This window comes from Shimwellia blattae DSM 4481 = NBRC 105725 (genome assembly GCF_000262305.1).
In the GTDB taxonomy this organism is placed as follows: Bacteria; Pseudomonadota; Gammaproteobacteria; order Enterobacterales; family Enterobacteriaceae; genus Shimwellia; species Shimwellia blattae.
Map to the genome: position 1 here is coordinate 1,596,518 of NC_017910.1, position 16,718 is coordinate 1,613,235.

Here is a 16,718-nt window from a genome sequence, read left to right on the forward strand (position 1 = left end):
TATTTGTTGCCATCACCGCAAGGCCTTAACAATAGGCTATCGCACCTGATGAGCCGTGGAGGCAGAGTGAACTTCCAGCAACTTAAAATTATTCGTGAGGCGGCGCGGCGGGACTACAACCTGACCGATGTCGCCAGTATGCTTTATACCTCGCAGTCCGGCGTAAGCCGCCATATCCGGGAACTGGAAGAGGAGCTGGGGATTGAGATTTTTATTCGCCGGGGAAAGCGCCTGCTGGGGATGACAGAGCCGGGTAAAGCCCTGCTGGTAATTGCCGAGCGTATTCTCAACGAAGCCAGTAATGTACGCCGCCTGGCGGATGTCTTTACCGACAATGCGACCGGGGTGCTGACGATTGCCACAACGCACACTCAGGCGCGCTACAGCCTGCCTCCGGTGATTAAAACGTTTCGTGAGCGCTTCCCTGAGGTGCGCCTGGAGCTTATCCAGGGCACGCCCCAGGAGATAGAAACCCTGCTCCATAACGGGGGGGCCGATGTGGGGATCGCCACCGAGCGGCTGAATAACGATCCGCTACTGGTCGCTTACCCCTGGTTCCACTGGTATCACACCTTACTGGTGCCAGCCGGTCACCCCCTGGTGAACCACACCCCGCTTACACTTGAGCATATTGCCCAGTGGCCACTCATTACCTATCGCCAGGGGATAACCGGGCGTGGCCGGATTGACGATGCATTCCAGCGCCGGGGGCTGATACCGGATGTGGTGCTCAGCGCTCAGGACTCCGATGTGATTAAAACCTATGTTGAGCTGGGGCTGGGGATTGGCCTGGTCGCCGGGCAGGCCGGGGGGGAGGCCGGAAACCCGGCGCTGGTGCAGCTGGATACGCGCCACCTGTTTGAGGCCAATACCGTGTGGCTGGGGATCAAACGGGGCCAGTTACAACGTAACTATGTCTGGCATTTTATTGAATTGTGTAATGAGGCGCTCTCATTTGAAGAGATTAAACGCCAGGCGCTGGAGCCGGAAGAGGCTGTCCTTGATTATCAGATCTAATTTTCCCGGTCGGGAGCTGTAACGGAAAAGCAAAAGCCTGCTTGAAAGCAGGCTTTTCTAAATCTGGCTCCTCTGACTGGGATCACCTGAGATGAAACAGATTTTCTGATATTACGGGCTATTATCAGCCGGTCTGAAAATAGTGCCTCTTCGCTGCCAGCGCTTTCGCGCCTGAACCAATCCACCATGAATCTGATGAATAATTGTGCGTCGTCCGCTGTGGATGTTATATTAAAATATAATATCCGGAGGTGCTCTATGTATACCACTCGTCTGAAAAAGGTTGGCGGATCCGTCATGCTGGCGGTTCCTCCCGTCGTGCTGAAAACCCTGAGTCTGTCGGTGGACAGCGAAGTGGGTATGACCATTGAGAATGGCTGCCTGATTATTGAACCCCAGAAACGGCCCCGTTATTCGCTTGAGGAACTGCTGGCACAGTGCGAACCGCACGCCGAAATGAGTGAAGAGGATCGGGAATGGATTGATGCGCCTGCGGCAGGTAAGGAGATCCTGTAAATGGACAGAGGGGAAATCTGGCTCGTTTCACTGGATCCCACAGCCGGACACGAACAAAGCGGGAAACGCCCGGTGCTTATCGTATCGAAGGCCTCGTTCAACACGTTCACCCGGTTGCCCGTTGTTGTTCCTGTCACCAGCGGCGGGAATTTTGCCCGTACGGCTGGTTTTGCTGTTTCACTGGATGGTGCAGGGACGAAAACAACGGGCGTTATTCGCTGTGACCAGCCCAGAACTATCGATATGGCGGCCAGAAATGGTAAGCGGCTGGAACGTCTGCCTGATGCTGTTGTGAATGAAGTGCTGGCCCGGCTGGAAGCCATACTGAGCTGATACCCGGACATAATGGGGAAACGCAGAAAAGCAAAAAGCCTGCTCGAAAGCAGGCTTTTCTAAATATGGCTCCTCTGACTGGACTCGAACCAGTGACATACGGATTAACAGTCCGCCGTTCTACCGACTGAACTACAGAGGAATCGTGTGAACGGGGCGCATAGTAATAGCCCGGCATTTTGCTGTCAATACTAAAACTAATTTCCTGATTTAAATGGTTATATTGCCATCATTTTGCTGATTAATGCAGCGCACAGGATGCATCTTCATCATTTTGCAGGCGCCGGAGCGGGTCCTGACCATAAAAACGGCAGAAGTGCTGCCAGAGCACCGGGAAGCGCGGGGCAAACAGGGTGGGGGCGCTGAAGAAGTATTCCGACAATACGGCGAAACATTCCGCCGGATCGGTCGCGGCGTAGGCATCTATACTGGCGCCGGTTTCGCCCACCTGGTCTATCTCATCCTGGATATGGTCCATGGCGGCATGCAGCGCATGCTCCCAGCTGGCCACCTCGCTAAACGGGATCTGCGGAATACCGCTGGCGCAGGCACCATTGCGCATATCCAGCTTGTGGGCCACTTCATGGATTATCAGATTAAAACCGGAGGCGTCGAACGAGTCCTGAATATCGAGCCAGTTCAGGACCACCGGCCCCTGCTGCCAGCTTTGCCCGGACTGGACTACCCGGCGGGTATGGACCAGGCCGATATCGTCCTGCCATTCGTCATCCACCAGGAAGGGGGCCGGGTAGATCAGCACGTCATGGAAGCCATCGAGAGATTCAATACCCAGCTCCAGAACCGGCAGCGCGAACAGCAGCGCAATGCGCGCGCGCTGGAGTGGTGTTAGTTCCAGACCCTGAAGCGGGATCAGGCGCTTGTGGCGCAAAAACTTCGTGGCCAGCGTGATAAGGCGGCTGGTCTCTTGCGTTGTCAGGGTCGAGAGTAATGGAATACTGAGCGCCTGTTCCCAGGGGAGGGCGGGGTTTGCTGTGCATGATGTTGCTTTCCAGGGCCACTTAATCATCATTACCTGCTCGTAAAGTCGTCACTTAAACGAAGATACCCGGATCAGAGCTGTTAAAATGCCAAAATACCTGGCATTATTGCAACCGTTTTACGGAGAGATGCCGGAGCGGCTGAACGGACCGGTCTCGAAAACCGGAGTAGGGGCAACTCTACCGGGGGTTCAAATCCCCCTCTCTCCGCCACTTCATGACTGTTTTTTCTTACTGATTTTCTGTTGAAAACCCTTCGTTTTTACCCGCCAGATGTTACACACCATGGTGAGATCTGTCATGTGCACATCTCTCATAAAACGCAATATAATGTGTTATTTCCCCGCCGGTTCCGGGCGGTCGCTGCCAGCGCAGAGGAGTACATATGCATAATCAGGATCCTGAGCTGTATGCTCTGGCTGAAGATTATCTTAGTGCCATTATGCATTTTGAAGACGGAGACCCCAATGAAAACCCCTGGGTTTCAGGTAAGCCCAGGCAGCTTAATATTAATGTGGACAGGTATGATCCTGAGTGGCCGCGAATATTTACCCGGGAAAAAGCGCGTATTATATCTGCCCTGGGGGATGTGGCTCTGAATGTGGTGCATATTGGCTCTACGGCAGTGCCGGGGCTGTCGGCGAAGCCGGTTATTGATATTGATTTAATTGTGGCCCGCCCGGGCGATGAACACCGTTATATTCCGCAATTAACCTCACTGGGGTATATCCATACGGTTCGCGAGCCGTCCTGGTATGAGCACCGAATGTTGTATCTTGATGATCCGGAAGTTAATTTGCATGTATTCCCGCCCAGTTGCCCTGAGCATCTGCGCCATCTGTTATTTCGTGACTGGTTAATCCGCCACCCTGAAGACGTTATTGCCTACGAGGCCAGTAAGCTGCAGGCAAAAAACGGTGTCACTACCATGATGGATTACAACCAGAAAAAGAGTGCGACCGTGCGGAATATTTATCACAAAATATTTACAAGTCTGCAAAATAATCACCAACAAAAAACCTGAGCTATATTCAGCCAGCCACTGGCTGCGAATTTTCGGACTGTTTCACCAGGATACCGGTATTGAACTGTGATATAAATCACGCGGTAAAATGCGTGGTTACGCAGGTAAGCAATTAATCATTTGAGAAGAAGGTATGTCTCAGGTAATGGACGAAAAACCAACGCGGGACCCGGGTGGGCGCCTGGCGCTGTGGCTATTTTATGGTTTTTGCCTCTACTCTGTATGGGCAATGGTACGTTATTTTTGGGTAGTCAGCGGGGCCGATCCCGCCGCCAGTGGTCCGGGGATCTCTGAACTGAACTCCTCTACGGGGATCTGGCTGAGTGCGCTGTGTGGCTTTATGGTCCTGGGCGGTGTCTGTGCGCTGCTGGGGGGGCTGGCCTGGTATACCCGGCCACGACAGCGTTAATCGCGAAGCTAATCTGGCCTGGTGCCGGATCTGTGTTCTGATGTTATCCTTGCGCCCTGCAAACCCTGTCTGGTGTTTGCGGGGCCTGCCGCGCTTTACGATCAAAACCCTATTGTATTAACCGCTTTGTGATACTCTGGTCCTTATTTCGATTTGTTAAATGGTCGACGTGATGCCCGAAGTCAGCACACTGAAAAATCAACCTCTGCCTGATCACCACGCCGCACCGGATGCCGCCCGGGCACGGGATGTGCTTACCCGGGTGCTGGATATCTACCGCCCGGTTGCGCTGCTGGCGCGGATGAACGCCGTTGGCGATCGCAAATGGACCCGCGCGCTGTTATCACGCCTTCTGGAGCAGGAGGACGACAGCACGCTGCTCACCCCCCGGGAGTACCGCGAGCTGGCACAACTGTTGCCCGCGCCGCCTGCCATACACCCCAACTACCGCTTCCGCTTTGTTGATTTATTTGCCGGTATCGGCGGTATTCGCCGTGGCTTTGAAGCGATCGGCGGGCAGTGTGTCTTTACCAGCGAGTGGAACAAATTCGCGGTGCGCACCTATAAAGCCAACTGGTACTGCGGGCCGGAGCACCATTTCAACCAGGATATCCGCAGCCTGACTCTGAGCAACCAGCCCACCGTCAGCGAGGCACAGGCGAGCGCGCATATTCAGCAGAATATGCCGGATCATGATGTGCTGCTGGCCGGCTTCCCGTGTCAGCCCTTTTCGCTGGCCGGGGTCTCCAAAAAGAATGCCATGGGGCGCGCCCACGGGTTTGCCTGCAAAACTCAGGGCACTCTGTTCTTTGACGTGGCGCGGATTATCGCGGCAAAACAACCGGCCATTTTTGTGCTGGAGAACGTGAAAAACCTCAAAAGCCACGACGGGGGCAACACATTTCGCATTATTATGCAGACCCTCGACGAGCTGGGCTATGAAGTGGCAGACGCAGAGGCCAGCGGCGTTGCGGATCCGAAAATTGTCGACGGCAGGCACTTTTTACCCCAGCACCGGGAGCGCATTATCCTGGTCGGATTCCGCCGGGATCTGAACCTGCATCCGGGCTTTACACTGCGCGATCTGCCGCAGTTTTACCCTGAGCGTCGCCCGACGTTCGGCGAGCTGCTGGAGCCGGTTGTCGATGCCAAATATATTCTGACCCCGACCCTGTGGCACTACCTCTACCAGTACGCCCGCAAGCACCAGGCAAAGGGCAACGGGTTTGGCTACGGGCTGGTGGATCCTGCCAACCCCGCAAGCGTGGCGCGCACCCTCTCTGCCCGTTACTTTAAAGACGGGGCGGAAATTCTGGTCGATCGCGGCTGGGATAAAACCCTGGGGGAGCAGCACTTTGCGGATCCGGAAAATCAGAAACGCCGCCCGCGCCGCCTTACCCCGCGCGAATGCGCCCGGCTGATGGGCTTTGAAACCCCCGGGGGGCAGCCGTTCCGCCTGCCGGTCTCTGATACCCAGGCGTATCGCCAGCTGGGAAACTCGGTGGTGGTGCCCGCCTTCGCGGCGGTGGCCCGGCTGCTGGAGAGCCGTATTTTGCGTGCGGTGGCGCAGCGCCCGGCAGAGCAATGTGCCGATGGATGTCCACAGTAAGGCGATTCGCAGTAAAAATATGCGGGCCATTGGCACCCGGGATACGGCGATTGAAAAGCGCCTGGCCGGGCTGCTGAACCAGCTGGAGATTGCCTGGCAGCCCCAGGGGCAGGGGCTTCCCGGGCGGCCTGATTTTGTGATTACCGGCTACCGGGCGGTCATTTTTACGCACGGCTGCTTCTGGCACCACCATTCCTGTTATCTGTTCCGCTTACCGGCCACGCGCACCGCGTTCTGGCTGGAAAAAATTACCGCCAACGCCCGGCGCGATGAGCAGGCCGTGCACCAGTTGCTGGCCGGTGGCTGGCGGGTGCTGATTGTCTGGGAGTGCGCCCTGCGCGGTAAACAGCGCCGGGATGACCACTGGCTGAGCGAGCGGATAGAAGAGTGGCTATGTGAAGGCGGGGCCCTGGCGCAGATAGACGCGGCAGGTATCCACGGGGCCCCGTTGGGCTAACCGTTGCGGCTCTGATTGCGGGCCGGAAACAGGGATTTTCCCAGCGTGACCAGCACCACTGCCGCGATAATCACCCCCAGCGCCGCCCACTCCAGCGTGGAGAGGGACTCGCCGGCGAACAGGGTCCCCAGCAGCACCGCCACCACCGGGTTCACATAGGCATAACTGGTGGCAACCGCCGGTGTAACGGTACGAATCAGGTACATATACGCGCTGATGGCTATCATCGAGCCAAACAGCGACAGATAACCTACCGCCAGCCAGCCCCGGAGCGGGGGCATCCGGGTGAGGGTCTCGCCGCTCAGCCCTGCGGCCGCCAGCAGAATTATCCCGGCGGCAATCATCTCAATGGCGCCCGCCATCAGCCCGGTGGGCAGTTCAATACGTGAGCCGTAAACCGAGCCAAACGCCCAGCACAGGGAGCCCACCAGGATCATGGCCGCCCCCCACGGGTTGCCGCTGAGATTGCCGCCGCTGTTGAGCATAATAATACCGCACAGGCCAAGGGCGATGCCTGCCCACTCCAGTTTCCGGGTGGCAATACCAAACAGGCGGCTAAAGCAGAGGGTGAACAGAGGAACGGTGGCGACCATCACCGCCGCAATACCGGAGGGCACATTCTGGTGCTCGGCCACGGTCACGCCGCCATTACCCATCGCCAGCAGTAAAAAGCCCAGCAGGGCGGCATTGAGCATCGGCCGCAGGGCGGGCAGTTTATGGCCACGCAGCAGTAAAATCCCCAGCATCAGTAACCCGGCGATGCTGAAGCGGACACCGGCCATCATTAGCGGGGGCCAGCTTTCGACACCGATACGAATCGCAAAATAGGTGGAGCCCCAGATGATATAGAGCGCAAACAGCGCACCAACCAGGGGTAACAGGCGACCTGCGCGCATACTGCCTCTGTAATAAAAGTGTTAACAAAGGGCAATAGTAAACGGGAAAAATCGTTAGCTGGCGAGCAATTTAATTCGCGGTGGTTAAGAGATTTCCGTTGACGCGGTAAAGTGTTTCCGCTCTGCGGCTTTTCATCCATACTAACGGGCGTTTGTAAGCGATAAAAAAGGATCAAAAGTTGGCCGGAAGTAGTTTATTAACCCTGCTGGATGATATTGCCACATTGCTGGACGATATTTCGGTGATGGGAAAGGTGGCGGCGAAAAAAACCGCCAGTGTACTGGGGGATGATTTATCGCTGAATGCGCAGCAGGTCTCTGGCGTGCGCGCGAATCGTGAATTGCCGGTGGTGTGGGGCGTGGCGAAGGGCTCCCTGCTGAATAAAGTTATCCTTGTGCCCCTGGCGTTACTGATCAGTACCTTTATTCCCTGGGCGATTACGCCGCTGCTGATGCTGGGCGGGGCGTATTTGTGCTTTGAGGGGATGGAGAAAGTGGTGCACAGTCTGACGCGCCACAAAGATACCGATCCGGAGCAGGCGCGGATCCAGCGGCTGGAGGCGCTCAACAGCGCCGAAATGCAGACCTACGAGCGCAATAAGATAAAAGGCGCTATTCGCACCGATTTTGTGCTGTCAGCCGAGGTGGTCACCATCACCCTCGGAATTGTTGCCCAGGCACCGCTGCTAAACCAGATCCTGGTGCTGAGCGGTATCGCGCTGCTGGTTACGGTGGGGGTTTACGGCATTGTCGGGGTTATCGTCAAGCTGGATGATATGGGCTACTGGCTGGTCGCCCGCAAAGGGCAGGTGGCGCATATTCTGGGCCGTGGCCTGCTGGCGCTGGCCCCCCGGCTGATGCGCTTTTTGACGATCGCCGGTACCCTGGCTATGTTTCTGGTTGGGGGGGGCATTGTGGCCCACGGCATTGGTCCGCTGCACCATCTGACAGAGCAGTGGGCAGCGGCGGGCGGAGCTGCCGGGGAGATGCTGATACCGCTGGTGGTGAACATGGTTGTAGGGGCTGTGTGCGGCGGAATAATTATTTTGCTTGTTGAATTCATTCAGCGCCTGCGCGGGGGTGGTGACAGTTAAAAAAATGCTGTATATATGTTGCGAAAAGTTGAGCCTGGTGGCGATACCCTGATTACTGAGCGTGCAGGCAGAGGGTAACAGATTAGCTGTTATCCCTGCTGTTTCCCCTGATACCGGAGTCATTTATGGTCTATGTGGTCAGTGATGAAGTGATGCACAAAAGCGGCGGGCAACGTATGGTGGTAACCGGCGAGTCCGGCGGCATGGTGGAATGCCGCTGGTATGACGGTTACAGCGTGCAGCGTGAGGCGTTCCATGAGGATGAGCTGTTACCTGGTGAGTGCGCCAGCGGGGAGTAATCCACCGTATACCGCTTAGCCTGTTGCCTGAATGATTGCCGGGCATAACGCAAACTGCCCGTATCTGCAAACCCTCTCCGGAGGGTTTTTTTACTTGCCTCCCGGGAAGACTATAATCGCCACGTGTGGCAGAAAGGCGGCCACTATACTTTGTGATATCTGCCGGATCACTGGTCAGGCGCATCTGAGTATTCAGATAATTTCTCGCGGTTTCAGGGAGTTCAGTTGTGTCAGACAGGTCTATCCGGCAAATTCTGGGGCGGTTCAAAAATCCACTACGGGTGGTGCATTGCTGTTTCAGTGCCGTGCTGGTGCTGTCGCTGATGCTGGCATGGCGGGTCGCTGTGGTGCTGGAGCAGGCCTACGTGGCAGAGCAGGTCTCCAGCCTCGAAGAGGTGGCCTCAGCACTGGATCGCCAGTTTCAGCATAGTGTGGATAACCTGCTGTTTTACCGCAATACCATGCATTATGCTCTGCAGTCACCCTCCTCAACGGATAAAACTCGCCTGGCAATTGAGCAGTTTGCCGAGCGTCGCAGCGCCCCGGACTGGTCTGTCCGGCTGGCACAGCGCCGCGGGCTGCCGGTCTACGGCACTTCCGATGATTTTGTTACGCGCCATCCGCCCCTGTCCCGGGATATACCAGAGCTGAATAACGAACTGACCGCCGCGCTGGAGCTCAGCTACATCCTGCAGCTTGCCGACTACAGCCAGGACTTCCAGCGGCGAATTTTTTATGTCTCCCGGGCGGGCTATTACCTGGCGACCACCCCCGTTCCCTCAGGCAACCGGAGCGAATACCTGTTCGGGAAGATCCTCAATGCCCCCTGGTTTGAGGGAAATAAAGAGCATATTAACCGCGCCCGGGCGGTGGTCTGGACAGACAGCGTATACCCGCTCCACGGTGTAGCGGCCAGTGTGCCGCTGGATCTGAACCACTACTGGTATGGCGTGCTGGGCATCGATTTCTCTCTCGACGCTATCCATGCGTTCCTGCTGGATAATATCCAGGATAAAAATGAAGGCACGGTTTTACTGTATAACCGCGCCTTCAGGCAGATAGCCTCAAGTGCGTTTTTCCCGCCCCAGGCCCCCTGGTTCAGCGCCGGGCAAATCGCCCGGCTCCAGCAGGCGATGGACGGTAACCTTATGGAAGGCTCCCTGCGCATGGGCACGCGCTTTGTCACCTGGGCCAGGCTGAACAGTTATGACGGGGTGCTGGTGCGGGTTCACACGCTACATGAGGGGCTGCGGGGTGGTCTGGGGAGCATCAGCCGTATCCTGCTGATGCTCGGCATACTGTGCAGTCTGGTTTTGCTGCTGAGCTGGTACGTTATGTTACGGCTGGTGAAGAGCATGATGAAACTACAGGGGGCCCTGAGCTGGCGGGCGAATTTCGATGCCCTGACGCGCCTGTACAATCGCGGCGCATTTTATGATCTCGCCAACCGCCAGATGGAAATATGCCGCAATCAGCACCAGCCGCTGTCGGTGATTCAGATGGATCTTGACCATTTTAAATGGATTAACGACACCTACGGCCACAACACCGGCGATAAAGTGCTGGCCCATACAGGGGCGATGATTCTGTCTGCCTTACGCAGTGCCGATATTTCCGGCCGGGTAGGCGGGGAGGAGTTCTGTATTCTGCTGCCCGGGGCGACACTGGCCGATGCCCGGATGGTGGCCGAGCGTATTCGCCAGCGGCTCCGCAATAAAGCGTTACTGATCGATGCAAAAACGACTATCCACTTCACCGCCTCTTTTGGCGTGAGCTGCTCCACGGAGCTGGAATCGGCGGATTTCACCCAGTTGCAGATCCGGGCGGATGAGCGCCTGTACTACGCGAAAGTTCACGGTCGCGATCAGGTGTGTGCCGGGGAGATGCCCCCCACCAATAATGGTGATTGACTGATGGCTCGGGCCATCTCATCAGATATGGTAAGCTGCGCCGGGCCTGGCTTCAGGGCGTGATAGAAGAAAAAATTATACAGGCAGAATATTTCGCTCTTAAGAACGGCCTTGTGCCGTAGATTGAACCAAGATATTTTGTTCTGACACTGGATTACTGGTGTAACGAATTTTCAACTGCTTCTTGCTTATGCAAGTTTGATCCCCGCGCCTGCGGGGATCTTTTTATTCAGCGGTTGCATTCCAGCGTGCTGAAATCCCGGATATCCAGCTCAAAGGCCTCCGCCAGCTCGGTTAGGGTATGGTAGCGGGTGCCGCCGATTGTCACCCTTTGCGGATCGTCATCGCTGATGGCGGGCTCGATCTCACTTTCACAGATCTCGTTGATCGCGGCCAGTAACGCATCAACATCGATATCTGCCTGATTCCGTACCGTAGCACGCAAGCCTGGTGTGAACCGTTTCATGGTGCCTGTCCTCTGTTGCTTCTTCCCTTTAAAAGTATAGCGGGCAGTGCTGATTTTAGTGATGGGCAGGAGGAATTAGCAGGAATGATTCTCATTGCGCGAACAGCTGAATCCTGGCCGGGTTTTAGCTACACTGCGGGTAACGGAATCAGGAGGATGTTATGAAGATAAATGACCGGGTGACAGTCAAAACCGATGGCGGCCCGCGCCGGCCCGGTGTGGTACTGGCGATTGAGGAGTTCAGTGAGGGGACCATGTATCTGGTCTCCCTTGAGGAGTATCCGCTGGGGATCTGGTTCTTTAACGAGAAGGGGCACCCGGATGGCATTTTTGTTGAGGCCTCCGCGGAATAGCCCCGCTGTGTCATTTAATTGTTATTTAAATGATAAGCTCAGCAACAATGGTTAAGATCCCCTTCCGGTGCCAGGGTATAGTGTGTTTACCCCTTCAAGAGCTAAGCCACCCTCGGTCGGTGAGTGCCGGAGATAAGCGCCGGATGGGGTTGAGGCCAGCCCGGGTATCTACCCGGGTTTCGCTATTTTGAGATATTGATCCTGTTCTCATATTTTCTTCCGCCACTTCTGCTTTATTCACGATATAACACTGTGATACTTCATTAATCGTTATCAGTTACCTGCGGGTTACACTGGATCGTAACCAGGATTAAAATGATGCATCCCAGACAACGTATACAGCAATTTTTACCGCTCCTTACCCCTGAGCTGCAGCGTGCGGCGGGTTTTACGCTGACCCACAGCCACGATGTGATGACCCTGTCAATGCGCGCCTATGCGCAAAACGCCGGGGTGAAGCCCGCCACGCTGCACCGCCTGGCCCAGCGCCTGGGATATGAAGGCTGGTCCGCGCTGAAAAACGATTTTATTGCCAGTATGACCGTCAGCGCAGAAAGCCCCACCTCCCGGGCCTCCCGGCTGGTGGAGCTCAATGATACGGCCCGCCTGTATGACGATATGTTCGCCGCCCACACCCGCAATATGGCCCGTTGCCACGATGAAAACCGCGCCGCCATGGGGGAGACCATCGCCCTGATGGATAACGCCGAGCATGTCTATATCTGCGGGTTTCGCGCCAGCTTTCCGATTGCCTGGTCGGTCTATTATGTCTACCGCCTGTTTTATAAGCATGTGTCGCTGATAGACGGCTTCGCCAGCAATGATGAGATGTTCACCCGGGATATTGGCCCCGGTGATGTGCTGGTGATAATCGGCTTTGCGCCGTATTCGCGTGAGTCATTACTGGTACTGGAGGCGGCCCGCAGCGTGCAGGCGACCATTATTGCCCTGACAGACTCTGCAACATCACCGCTTGCCGTCGGGGCAACAAAATCCCTGTGGTTTCCTACCGATGGCCCGTCGTTTTTCCCGTCGGTGGTGGCCGGTATGGGGGTTGCTGAATCGTTACTGCAGCGCTGGTTAACCGCCACGGAGAGGAGGCCGTAGAGCGCATCAGGCATGCGGAAAATTATATGGTGCGCAGCGGGGCGTGGGTAGTACCGGGGAAATAGGCCCGGGTTGCCCCGGGCCGGGAAGGTTAGCGCTGGATCAGATAGTGAATAGTGGGCCCGTCCTGCTGCACATCAAGCACGGTATAACCGTGATTACGGGCATCCTGCGGGATGTTATTAATCGACTGGGGGCAGTCGCTGATCACTTCCAGAATCTGGCCCTTTGCCAGTTGCGGCAGCGCCTCCAGCGTGGCTACTGCCGGGTAAGGGCAGGGCTCACCGCGCATATCAAGGCAAAAATCAGGTACGTACTGGCTCATTACAGGTTCTCCATCGCGACAGGCTGAGGGGCGGTTTTTTTCGCGCGGAAGAAGCGTTTCTCCCAGGCGACAAGCAGCAAAAAGGCCGCCAGTAACAGCAGATACGTCACCAGCAGGCCGCCCAGGGGGCCAAAACTTTCCAGCAGGTTGATTTTCGGCCAGCGGGTTGCCAGCGGTGCGGAAATATCATCCCACACCCAGGCCAGCAACGTGGAGCCCAGCACATTGCCGAACCCGACCCACCAGTAATGCACCTGGCCTTCAACGGCGCGGTACATCCAGCCGGTTTCGCAGCCGCCCGCCAGCACAATACCGAAGCCAAACAGCAGCCCGCCAATCACCGCATTCGGGCCCGCCCACATAATTTTGGGTGCCATTCCCAGCTGAACATAACTGAAAATCCCCAGCGCGCTGACGGCAATACCGGCAAGAATCGCTTTGGCCATCTGGGTGCGCCCGGTGATCCACAAATCACGAAAGGCTGAGGTAAAACAGATCTGCGCCCGCTCAATCAGCAGGCCGAACCCGACCCCGAACAGCATTGCCATGCCCAGTTTCGGCTGATGTAACGCCAGCGCAGCGCCCCAGGCCAGCATGGCGGCGAAAACCACCATCCCGAGGCGAAAACGACGCCTGGCGCGATCGACCTTCTGGGTGAAGGGGGCCGGAGCGCTGACTTTCTGCAGTTTTACCGGAATACGGAACACCGGCAGCAGGGTAAAGCGGGCACCAAACCAGGTGCCGATGGCCGCCGCCAGGGCAAAAATCCAGGCATGCAGTGAGAACTGAGGAATGCCGGTAAAAAATGCCGCCAGGTTGCAACCCATGGCAAGACGGGCACCAAAGCCCGCAATAGCACCACCAATGATGGCCTGAAACACGCGGATTTTATGCTGCGGCAGGCGCAGTTTTACGTTATTGGCCCATAAAGCGGCGGCAAAACAGCCCCCAAACATGCCGATAATCATCACCCCGTCAATGCGGGTCAGCGGGGTGCCATCCAGATGCATCAGCTTGTAGTAGCCCCAGTTTTCCGCATGGACCCCCGCCAGCTGGAGCAGCTCGCCCCCCCAGCGGGTGAACTCACCGGTCACCGCCCAGAAGGTGCCGGTGATCCCGAAGTAATAGGTGGAGAGTAATCCGGCAGCAATAACGGCAGGAACGGGTGACCAGAATTTGATCAGAAATTGTTGTTTAAAACTGTGCCAGGACATGGCGTTTATCCTCTGAACTCAGACGGAACGATAATGGTATGCGCCACGGCGCAAAAAGGTGAGGCGCGGATCATACGCCGAATTCATCAGTACAACTCATCAATATTACGATTCATTATCCATGATCAATTTTGGGCGTATCGCTTACGGGGATGGCAGGCTGCGCCCTTTAATGCCAAAATGTTACTTTGCTCCGCGTTGGGGAAGAGGATGAAAAAAATAGCAATTCTGGCCACTGTGCTGGCGCTTGGTGGTTGTGTTCAGGTGGATAATTATCAACAGGTGGTGAAGGTTCCTGCGCCGCAGGGAATTGCCGGATACTGGCAAAGCACCGGGCCTCAGAGCAAGCTGGTCAGCCCGGAGGCTATCGCAAGCCTGCTGGTCACCCCGGAAGGGGATACGCTGGACTGCCGCCAGTGGCAGCGGGTGATTGCGGTGCCGGGGAAACTTATGCGCCGCGGCGATGATTTATATAACGTCACCAGCAAACTGGAGATTTACGACATCTCTCCTGACGGCGCCAGCCTGGATTATGCGGGCATGACGCTCCATAAAGTGGACCGGCTGACCGGGGAGTGTGAGGATTTCCTGGCGAAACACCCGCTGGCCTCAGAGGTGGCGCCGTGACAGCACGGCCGGGAGCACGGTAAGCAGAAAAAGTCTACTCTCGTTATATAGCGAAAAAGCATAATTTGTAGCGTTCGGTTTTAACGCTGTGACGCGCCGTCGTTCTACACTAGCTGTAACTAGCTGATTTGGGGTGTCTATGAATTTTGTAAAACTGGGTCGTCAGTCTCTGATGGGAGCCCTGGCCGTGGCGCTGATTGCCGGTGCCAGCGTGCAGGCGTTTGCGGCAGAGGGTCTGTTAAATAAGGTCAAAGAGCGCGGTACATTACTGGTCGGGCTGGAGGGGACTTACCCGCCGTTCAGCTTCCAGGGGGATGACGGCAAACTGACCGGGTTTGAAGTGGAATTTGCGCAGCAGCTGGCGCAGCACCTCGGGGTGAAAGCCGCGCTGAAACCCACCAAATGGGACGGTATGCTCGCCTCGCTGGACTCCCGGCGTATTGACGTGGTGATTAACCAGGTCACTATTTCCGATGTGCGCAAGAAAAAATATGATTTCTCCACCCCTTATACCGTGTCCGGTATTCAGGCACTGGTGAAAAAGGGCAATGAAGACACCATCAAAACCGCCGCCGATCTGAAAGGCAAAAAAGTCGGGGTAGGGCTGGGCACCAACTATGAAGAGTGGCTGCGCCAGAACGTACCCGGGGTGGATATCCGCACCTATGACGATGATCCGACCAAATACCAGGATCTGCGGGTGGGCCGTATTAACGCCATTCTGGTTGACCGCCTGGCAGCACTGGATCTGGTGAAAAAAACCAATAACACACTGGCTGTGGCGGGCGAACCCTTCTCACGCCAGGAGTCTGGCGTGGCGCTGCGTAAGGGCAATGAAGATTTGCTCAAAGCCGTGGACGACGCACTGGAAACCATGAAAAAAGACGGTTCCCTTGAGAAACTGTCCCAGAAATGGTTCGGTGCAGACGTCACGAAATAACGAGCCATGACCCGTGGTAAAGGTGCTGAAAACAGCACCTTTTTTCATTTTCACTACAGGGGGCCGACCCTGTCTGGCTGATCACGATGTCCTGCCAGTATTGTTGTGTCCGGAGGCCATATGCCACTACAACATCTCACTCACTTTCCGCGCCTGGAGCTGATTGGCGCCCCCACGCCGCTGGAATACCTGCCGCGGCTTTCTGATCACCTCGGGCGGGAAATCTACATTAAACGCGATGATCTGACCCCCATGGGGCTTGGCGGAAACAAACTGCGCAAGCTGGAGTTTCTTGCTGCCGATGCCCTGCGCGAAGGGGCCGATACGCTGGTTACCGCCGGGGCGATACAATCCAACCATGTGCGCCAGACGGCGGCGGTTGCCGCCCGGCTTGGGCTGCACTGCGTTGCGCTGCTGGAAAACCCCATCGGCACTACGGCGGAAAACTACCTGACTAACGGCAACCGGCTGCTGCTGGATCTGTATAACGTGCAGGTGGAAATGTGTGCGGCGCTGGATGCCCCGGATCAGCAGCTGGCTGACCTGGCGGAAAAACTGGAAGCGCAGGGATTCCGCCCCTATGTGGTGCCGGTAGGGGGCTCAAATGCCCTGGGATCGCTTGGGTATGTGGAAAGTGCCCTGGAAATTGCCCACCAGTGTGAGGATATTATTGATTTATCCAGCGTGGTTGTGGCCTCCGGCAGTGCCGGTACGCACGCGGGCCTTGCCGTGGGGCTGGAGCAGTTACTTCCCGGGACGGAGCTGATCGGCGTAACGGTTTCCCGCACGGTGGCCCAGCAAGAGCCCAAAGTCGCGGCGCTCCGGCAGGCGGTGGCTGAAAGCCTGCAGGTCAGCGCAACGGCCCCGTTAACGCTGTGGGACGACTATTTTGCCCCCGCTTACGGCATGCCAAACGAGGCAGGAAACGAGGCGGTGAAACTGCTGGCTCGCCTGGAGGGGATTTTGCTGGATCCGGTCTACACCGGGAAAGCGATGGCCGGGCTGATAGACGGCATCAGCCGCAAACGTTTTAAAGATGACGGTGCCATTCTTTTTGTCCATACGGGCGGCGCACCGGCACTGTTTGCCTACCATCCTCATGTTTAACCGGCCTCTGGCAGAGT

20 protein-coding genes and 2 tRNA genes are annotated in these 16,718 nt (G+C 56.5%); 16 read left to right on the forward strand and 6 right to left on the reverse strand.

Going from position 1 to position 16,718, the window contains the following annotated elements; translation table 11 throughout:
- Positions 1-66: 66 nt before the first annotated feature.
- The 3 genes from cbl to EBL_RS07360 all read left to right on the forward strand — a co-directional run bounded on the left by cbl (position 67) and on the right by EBL_RS07360 (position 1,866).
- The gene (gene cbl, locus EBL_RS07350; RefSeq protein WP_002440072.1) at positions 67-1,017 is read left to right on the forward strand and encodes an HTH-type transcriptional regulator Cbl; all 951 of its coding nucleotides are present in this window, start codon (positions 67-69) and stop codon (positions 1,015-1,017) included.
- Between the two features lie 258 nt (positions 1,018-1,275).
- Complete coding sequence (locus EBL_RS07355; protein ID WP_002440074.1) at positions 1,276-1,533, forward strand: AbrB/MazE/SpoVT family DNA-binding domain-containing protein; 258 nt, start codon at positions 1,276-1,278, stop codon at positions 1,531-1,533.
- Positions 1,534-1,866 carry a type II toxin-antitoxin system PemK/MazF family toxin gene (locus EBL_RS07360; protein WP_002440075.1) on the forward strand — a complete coding sequence of 111 codons (333 nt, stop codon included), beginning with the start codon at positions 1,534-1,536 and terminating at the stop codon, positions 1,864-1,866.
- 66 nt (positions 1,867-1,932) lie between these two features.
- Here EBL_RS07360 and EBL_RS07365 read toward each other — a convergent pair.
- Both EBL_RS07365 and mtfA read right to left on the reverse strand, forming a co-directional pair.
- A tRNA-Asn gene (locus EBL_RS07365) sits at positions 1,933-2,008 on the reverse strand.
- A 99-nt stretch (positions 2,009-2,107) separates the two neighbouring features.
- Positions 2,108-2,893 (reverse strand): DgsA anti-repressor MtfA, encoded by a 786-nt coding sequence (gene mtfA, locus EBL_RS07370; RefSeq protein WP_002440077.1) that lies wholly within the window; start codon positions 2,891-2,893, stop codon positions 2,108-2,110.
- Between the two features lie 94 nt (positions 2,894-2,987).
- On the opposite strand from mtfA, the gene EBL_RS07375 reads away from it, so the two are divergent.
- The 5 genes from EBL_RS07375 to EBL_RS07395 all read left to right on the forward strand — a co-directional run bounded on the left by EBL_RS07375 (position 2,988) and on the right by EBL_RS07395 (position 6,363).
- Positions 2,988-3,077, forward strand: a tRNA-Ser gene (locus EBL_RS07375).
- Between the two features lie 172 nt (positions 3,078-3,249).
- Positions 3,250-3,888 (forward strand): GrpB family protein, encoded by a 639-nt coding sequence (locus EBL_RS07380; protein WP_002440078.1) that lies wholly within the window; start codon positions 3,250-3,252, stop codon positions 3,886-3,888.
- A gap of 145 nt (positions 3,889-4,033) precedes the next feature.
- Positions 4,034-4,297 (forward strand): cell division protein DrpB, encoded by a 264-nt coding sequence (gene drpB, locus EBL_RS07385; protein ID WP_034920043.1) that lies wholly within the window; start codon positions 4,034-4,036, stop codon positions 4,295-4,297.
- A gap of 172 nt (positions 4,298-4,469) precedes the next feature.
- Complete coding sequence (locus EBL_RS07390) at positions 4,470-5,906, forward strand: DNA cytosine methyltransferase (protein ID WP_174270544.1); 1,437 nt, start codon at positions 4,470-4,472, stop codon at positions 5,904-5,906.
- Entirely contained in the window at positions 5,890-6,363 is a 474-nt protein-coding gene (locus EBL_RS07395) for a very short patch repair endonuclease (RefSeq protein ID WP_002440083.1), read from the forward strand. The genes EBL_RS07390 and EBL_RS07395 overlap by 17 nt, the downstream gene beginning before the upstream one ends.
- Here the strand turns inward: EBL_RS07395 and yedA are convergent.
- A complete protein-coding gene (gene yedA, locus EBL_RS07400) occupies positions 6,360-7,259 on the reverse strand; it encodes a drug/metabolite exporter YedA (RefSeq protein ID WP_002440085.1) in 900 nt (299 codons plus the stop codon). The genes EBL_RS07395 and yedA overlap by 4 nt on opposite strands.
- Positions 7,260-7,438: 179 nt before the next feature.
- Here yedA and EBL_RS07405 point away from each other — a divergent pair, with 179 nt between their 5' ends.
- The 3 genes from EBL_RS07405 (at position 7,439) to dgcQ (ending at position 10,562) form a co-directional block, all read left to right on the forward strand.
- A complete protein-coding gene (locus EBL_RS07405; RefSeq protein ID WP_002440086.1) occupies positions 7,439-8,353 on the forward strand; it encodes a DUF808 family protein in 915 nt (304 codons plus the stop codon).
- 125 nt (positions 8,354-8,478) lie between these two features.
- The gene (locus EBL_RS19745; protein WP_002440087.1) at positions 8,479-8,652 is read left to right on the forward strand and encodes a YodC family protein; all 174 of its coding nucleotides are present in this window, start codon (positions 8,479-8,481) and stop codon (positions 8,650-8,652) included.
- A gap of 227 nt (positions 8,653-8,879) precedes the next feature.
- On the forward strand, positions 8,880-10,562 hold the full coding sequence (gene dgcQ, locus EBL_RS07410; protein ID WP_002440089.1) for a cellulose biosynthesis regulator diguanylate cyclase DgcQ: 1,683 nt from the start codon (positions 8,880-8,882) through the stop codon (positions 10,560-10,562).
- A gap of 229 nt (positions 10,563-10,791) precedes the next feature.
- On the opposite strand, the gene EBL_RS07415 is transcribed toward dgcQ, so the two are convergent.
- Positions 10,792-11,028: a YodD family protein gene (locus tag EBL_RS07415; RefSeq protein ID WP_002440091.1), complete on the reverse strand. Its 237-nt coding sequence runs from the start codon at positions 11,026-11,028 to the stop codon at positions 10,792-10,794.
- A 161-nt stretch (positions 11,029-11,189) separates the two neighbouring features.
- Here EBL_RS07415 and dsrB point away from each other — a divergent pair, with 161 nt between their 5' ends.
- Positions 11,190-11,381 carry a protein DsrB gene (gene dsrB, locus EBL_RS07420; RefSeq protein ID WP_002440092.1) on the forward strand — a complete coding sequence of 64 codons (192 nt, stop codon included), beginning with the start codon at positions 11,190-11,192 and terminating at the stop codon, positions 11,379-11,381.
- 315 nt (positions 11,382-11,696) lie between these two features.
- Positions 11,697-12,488, forward strand: coding sequence for a MurR/RpiR family transcriptional regulator (locus EBL_RS07425; RefSeq protein ID WP_014715955.1), 792 nt, complete (start codon positions 11,697-11,699; stop codon positions 12,486-12,488).
- A gap of 91 nt (positions 12,489-12,579) precedes the next feature.
- Here the strand turns inward: EBL_RS07425 and yedF are convergent, their stop codons facing one another.
- Both yedF and yedE read right to left on the reverse strand, forming a co-directional pair.
- Positions 12,580-12,813: a sulfurtransferase-like selenium metabolism protein YedF gene (gene yedF / locus EBL_RS07430; RefSeq protein WP_002440094.1), complete on the reverse strand. Its 234-nt coding sequence runs from the start codon at positions 12,811-12,813 to the stop codon at positions 12,580-12,582.
- Entirely contained in the window at positions 12,813-14,027 is a 1,215-nt protein-coding gene (gene yedE, locus EBL_RS07435; protein ID WP_002440095.1) for a selenium metabolism membrane protein YedE/FdhT, read from the reverse strand. Before yedE ends, yedF begins: the two co-directional genes overlap by 1 nt.
- Positions 14,028-14,237: 210 nt before the next feature.
- Here yedE and yedD point away from each other — a divergent pair, with 210 nt between their 5' ends.
- The 3 genes from yedD (at position 14,238) to dcyD (ending at position 16,701) form a co-directional block, all read left to right on the forward strand.
- Positions 14,238-14,654: a lipoprotein YedD gene (gene yedD / locus EBL_RS07440; RefSeq protein WP_002440096.1), complete on the forward strand. Its 417-nt coding sequence runs from the start codon at positions 14,238-14,240 to the stop codon at positions 14,652-14,654.
- A 139-nt stretch (positions 14,655-14,793) separates the two neighbouring features.
- Positions 14,794-15,594 (forward strand): cystine ABC transporter substrate-binding protein, encoded by an 801-nt coding sequence (gene tcyJ, locus EBL_RS07445; protein ID WP_002440098.1) that lies wholly within the window; start codon positions 14,794-14,796, stop codon positions 15,592-15,594.
- A gap of 120 nt (positions 15,595-15,714) precedes the next feature.
- Complete coding sequence (dcyD, locus tag EBL_RS07450) at positions 15,715-16,701, forward strand: D-cysteine desulfhydrase (RefSeq protein ID WP_002440099.1); 987 nt, start codon at positions 15,715-15,717, stop codon at positions 16,699-16,701.
- Positions 16,702-16,718 lie beyond the last annotated feature (17 nt).

Coding starts and splice junctions, on each gene's coding strand:
- EBL_RS07355 (WP_002440074.1), top strand. CDS start 1,276: ATGTATACCACTCGTCTGAAAAAGGTTGGCGGATCCGTCATGCTGGCG.
- EBL_RS07360 (WP_002440075.1), top strand. CDS start 1,534: ATGGACAGAGGGGAAATCTGGCTCGTTTCACTGGATCCCACAGCCGGA.
- mtfA (WP_002440077.1), bottom strand. CDS start 2,893: ATGATTAAGTGGCCCTGGAAAGCAACATCATGCACAGCAAACCCCGCC.
- EBL_RS07380 (WP_002440078.1), top strand. CDS start 3,250: ATGCATAATCAGGATCCTGAGCTGTATGCTCTGGCTGAAGATTATCTT.
- drpB (WP_034920043.1), top strand. CDS start 4,034: ATGGACGAAAAACCAACGCGGGACCCGGGTGGGCGCCTGGCGCTGTGG.
- EBL_RS07390 (WP_174270544.1), top strand. CDS start 4,470: ATGCCCGAAGTCAGCACACTGAAAAATCAACCTCTGCCTGATCACCAC.
- EBL_RS07395 (WP_002440083.1), top strand. CDS start 5,890: ATGGATGTCCACAGTAAGGCGATTCGCAGTAAAAATATGCGGGCCATT.
- yedA (WP_002440085.1), bottom strand. CDS start 7,259: ATGCGCGCAGGTCGCCTGTTACCCCTGGTTGGTGCGCTGTTTGCGCTC.
- EBL_RS19745 (WP_002440087.1), top strand. CDS start 8,479: ATGGTCTATGTGGTCAGTGATGAAGTGATGCACAAAAGCGGCGGGCAA.
- EBL_RS07415 (WP_002440091.1), bottom strand. CDS start 11,028: ATGAAACGGTTCACACCAGGCTTGCGTGCTACGGTACGGAATCAGGCA.
- dsrB (WP_002440092.1), top strand. CDS start 11,190: ATGAAGATAAATGACCGGGTGACAGTCAAAACCGATGGCGGCCCGCGC.
- EBL_RS07425 (WP_014715955.1), top strand. CDS start 11,697: ATGATGCATCCCAGACAACGTATACAGCAATTTTTACCGCTCCTTACC.
- yedF (WP_002440094.1), bottom strand. CDS start 12,813: ATGAGCCAGTACGTACCTGATTTTTGCCTTGATATGCGCGGTGAGCCC.
- yedE (WP_002440095.1), bottom strand. CDS start 14,027: ATGTCCTGGCACAGTTTTAAACAACAATTTCTGATCAAATTCTGGTCA.
- yedD (WP_002440096.1), top strand. CDS start 14,238: ATGAAAAAAATAGCAATTCTGGCCACTGTGCTGGCGCTTGGTGGTTGT.
- tcyJ (WP_002440098.1), top strand. CDS start 14,794: ATGAATTTTGTAAAACTGGGTCGTCAGTCTCTGATGGGAGCCCTGGCC.
- dcyD (WP_002440099.1), top strand. CDS start 15,715: ATGCCACTACAACATCTCACTCACTTTCCGCGCCTGGAGCTGATTGGC.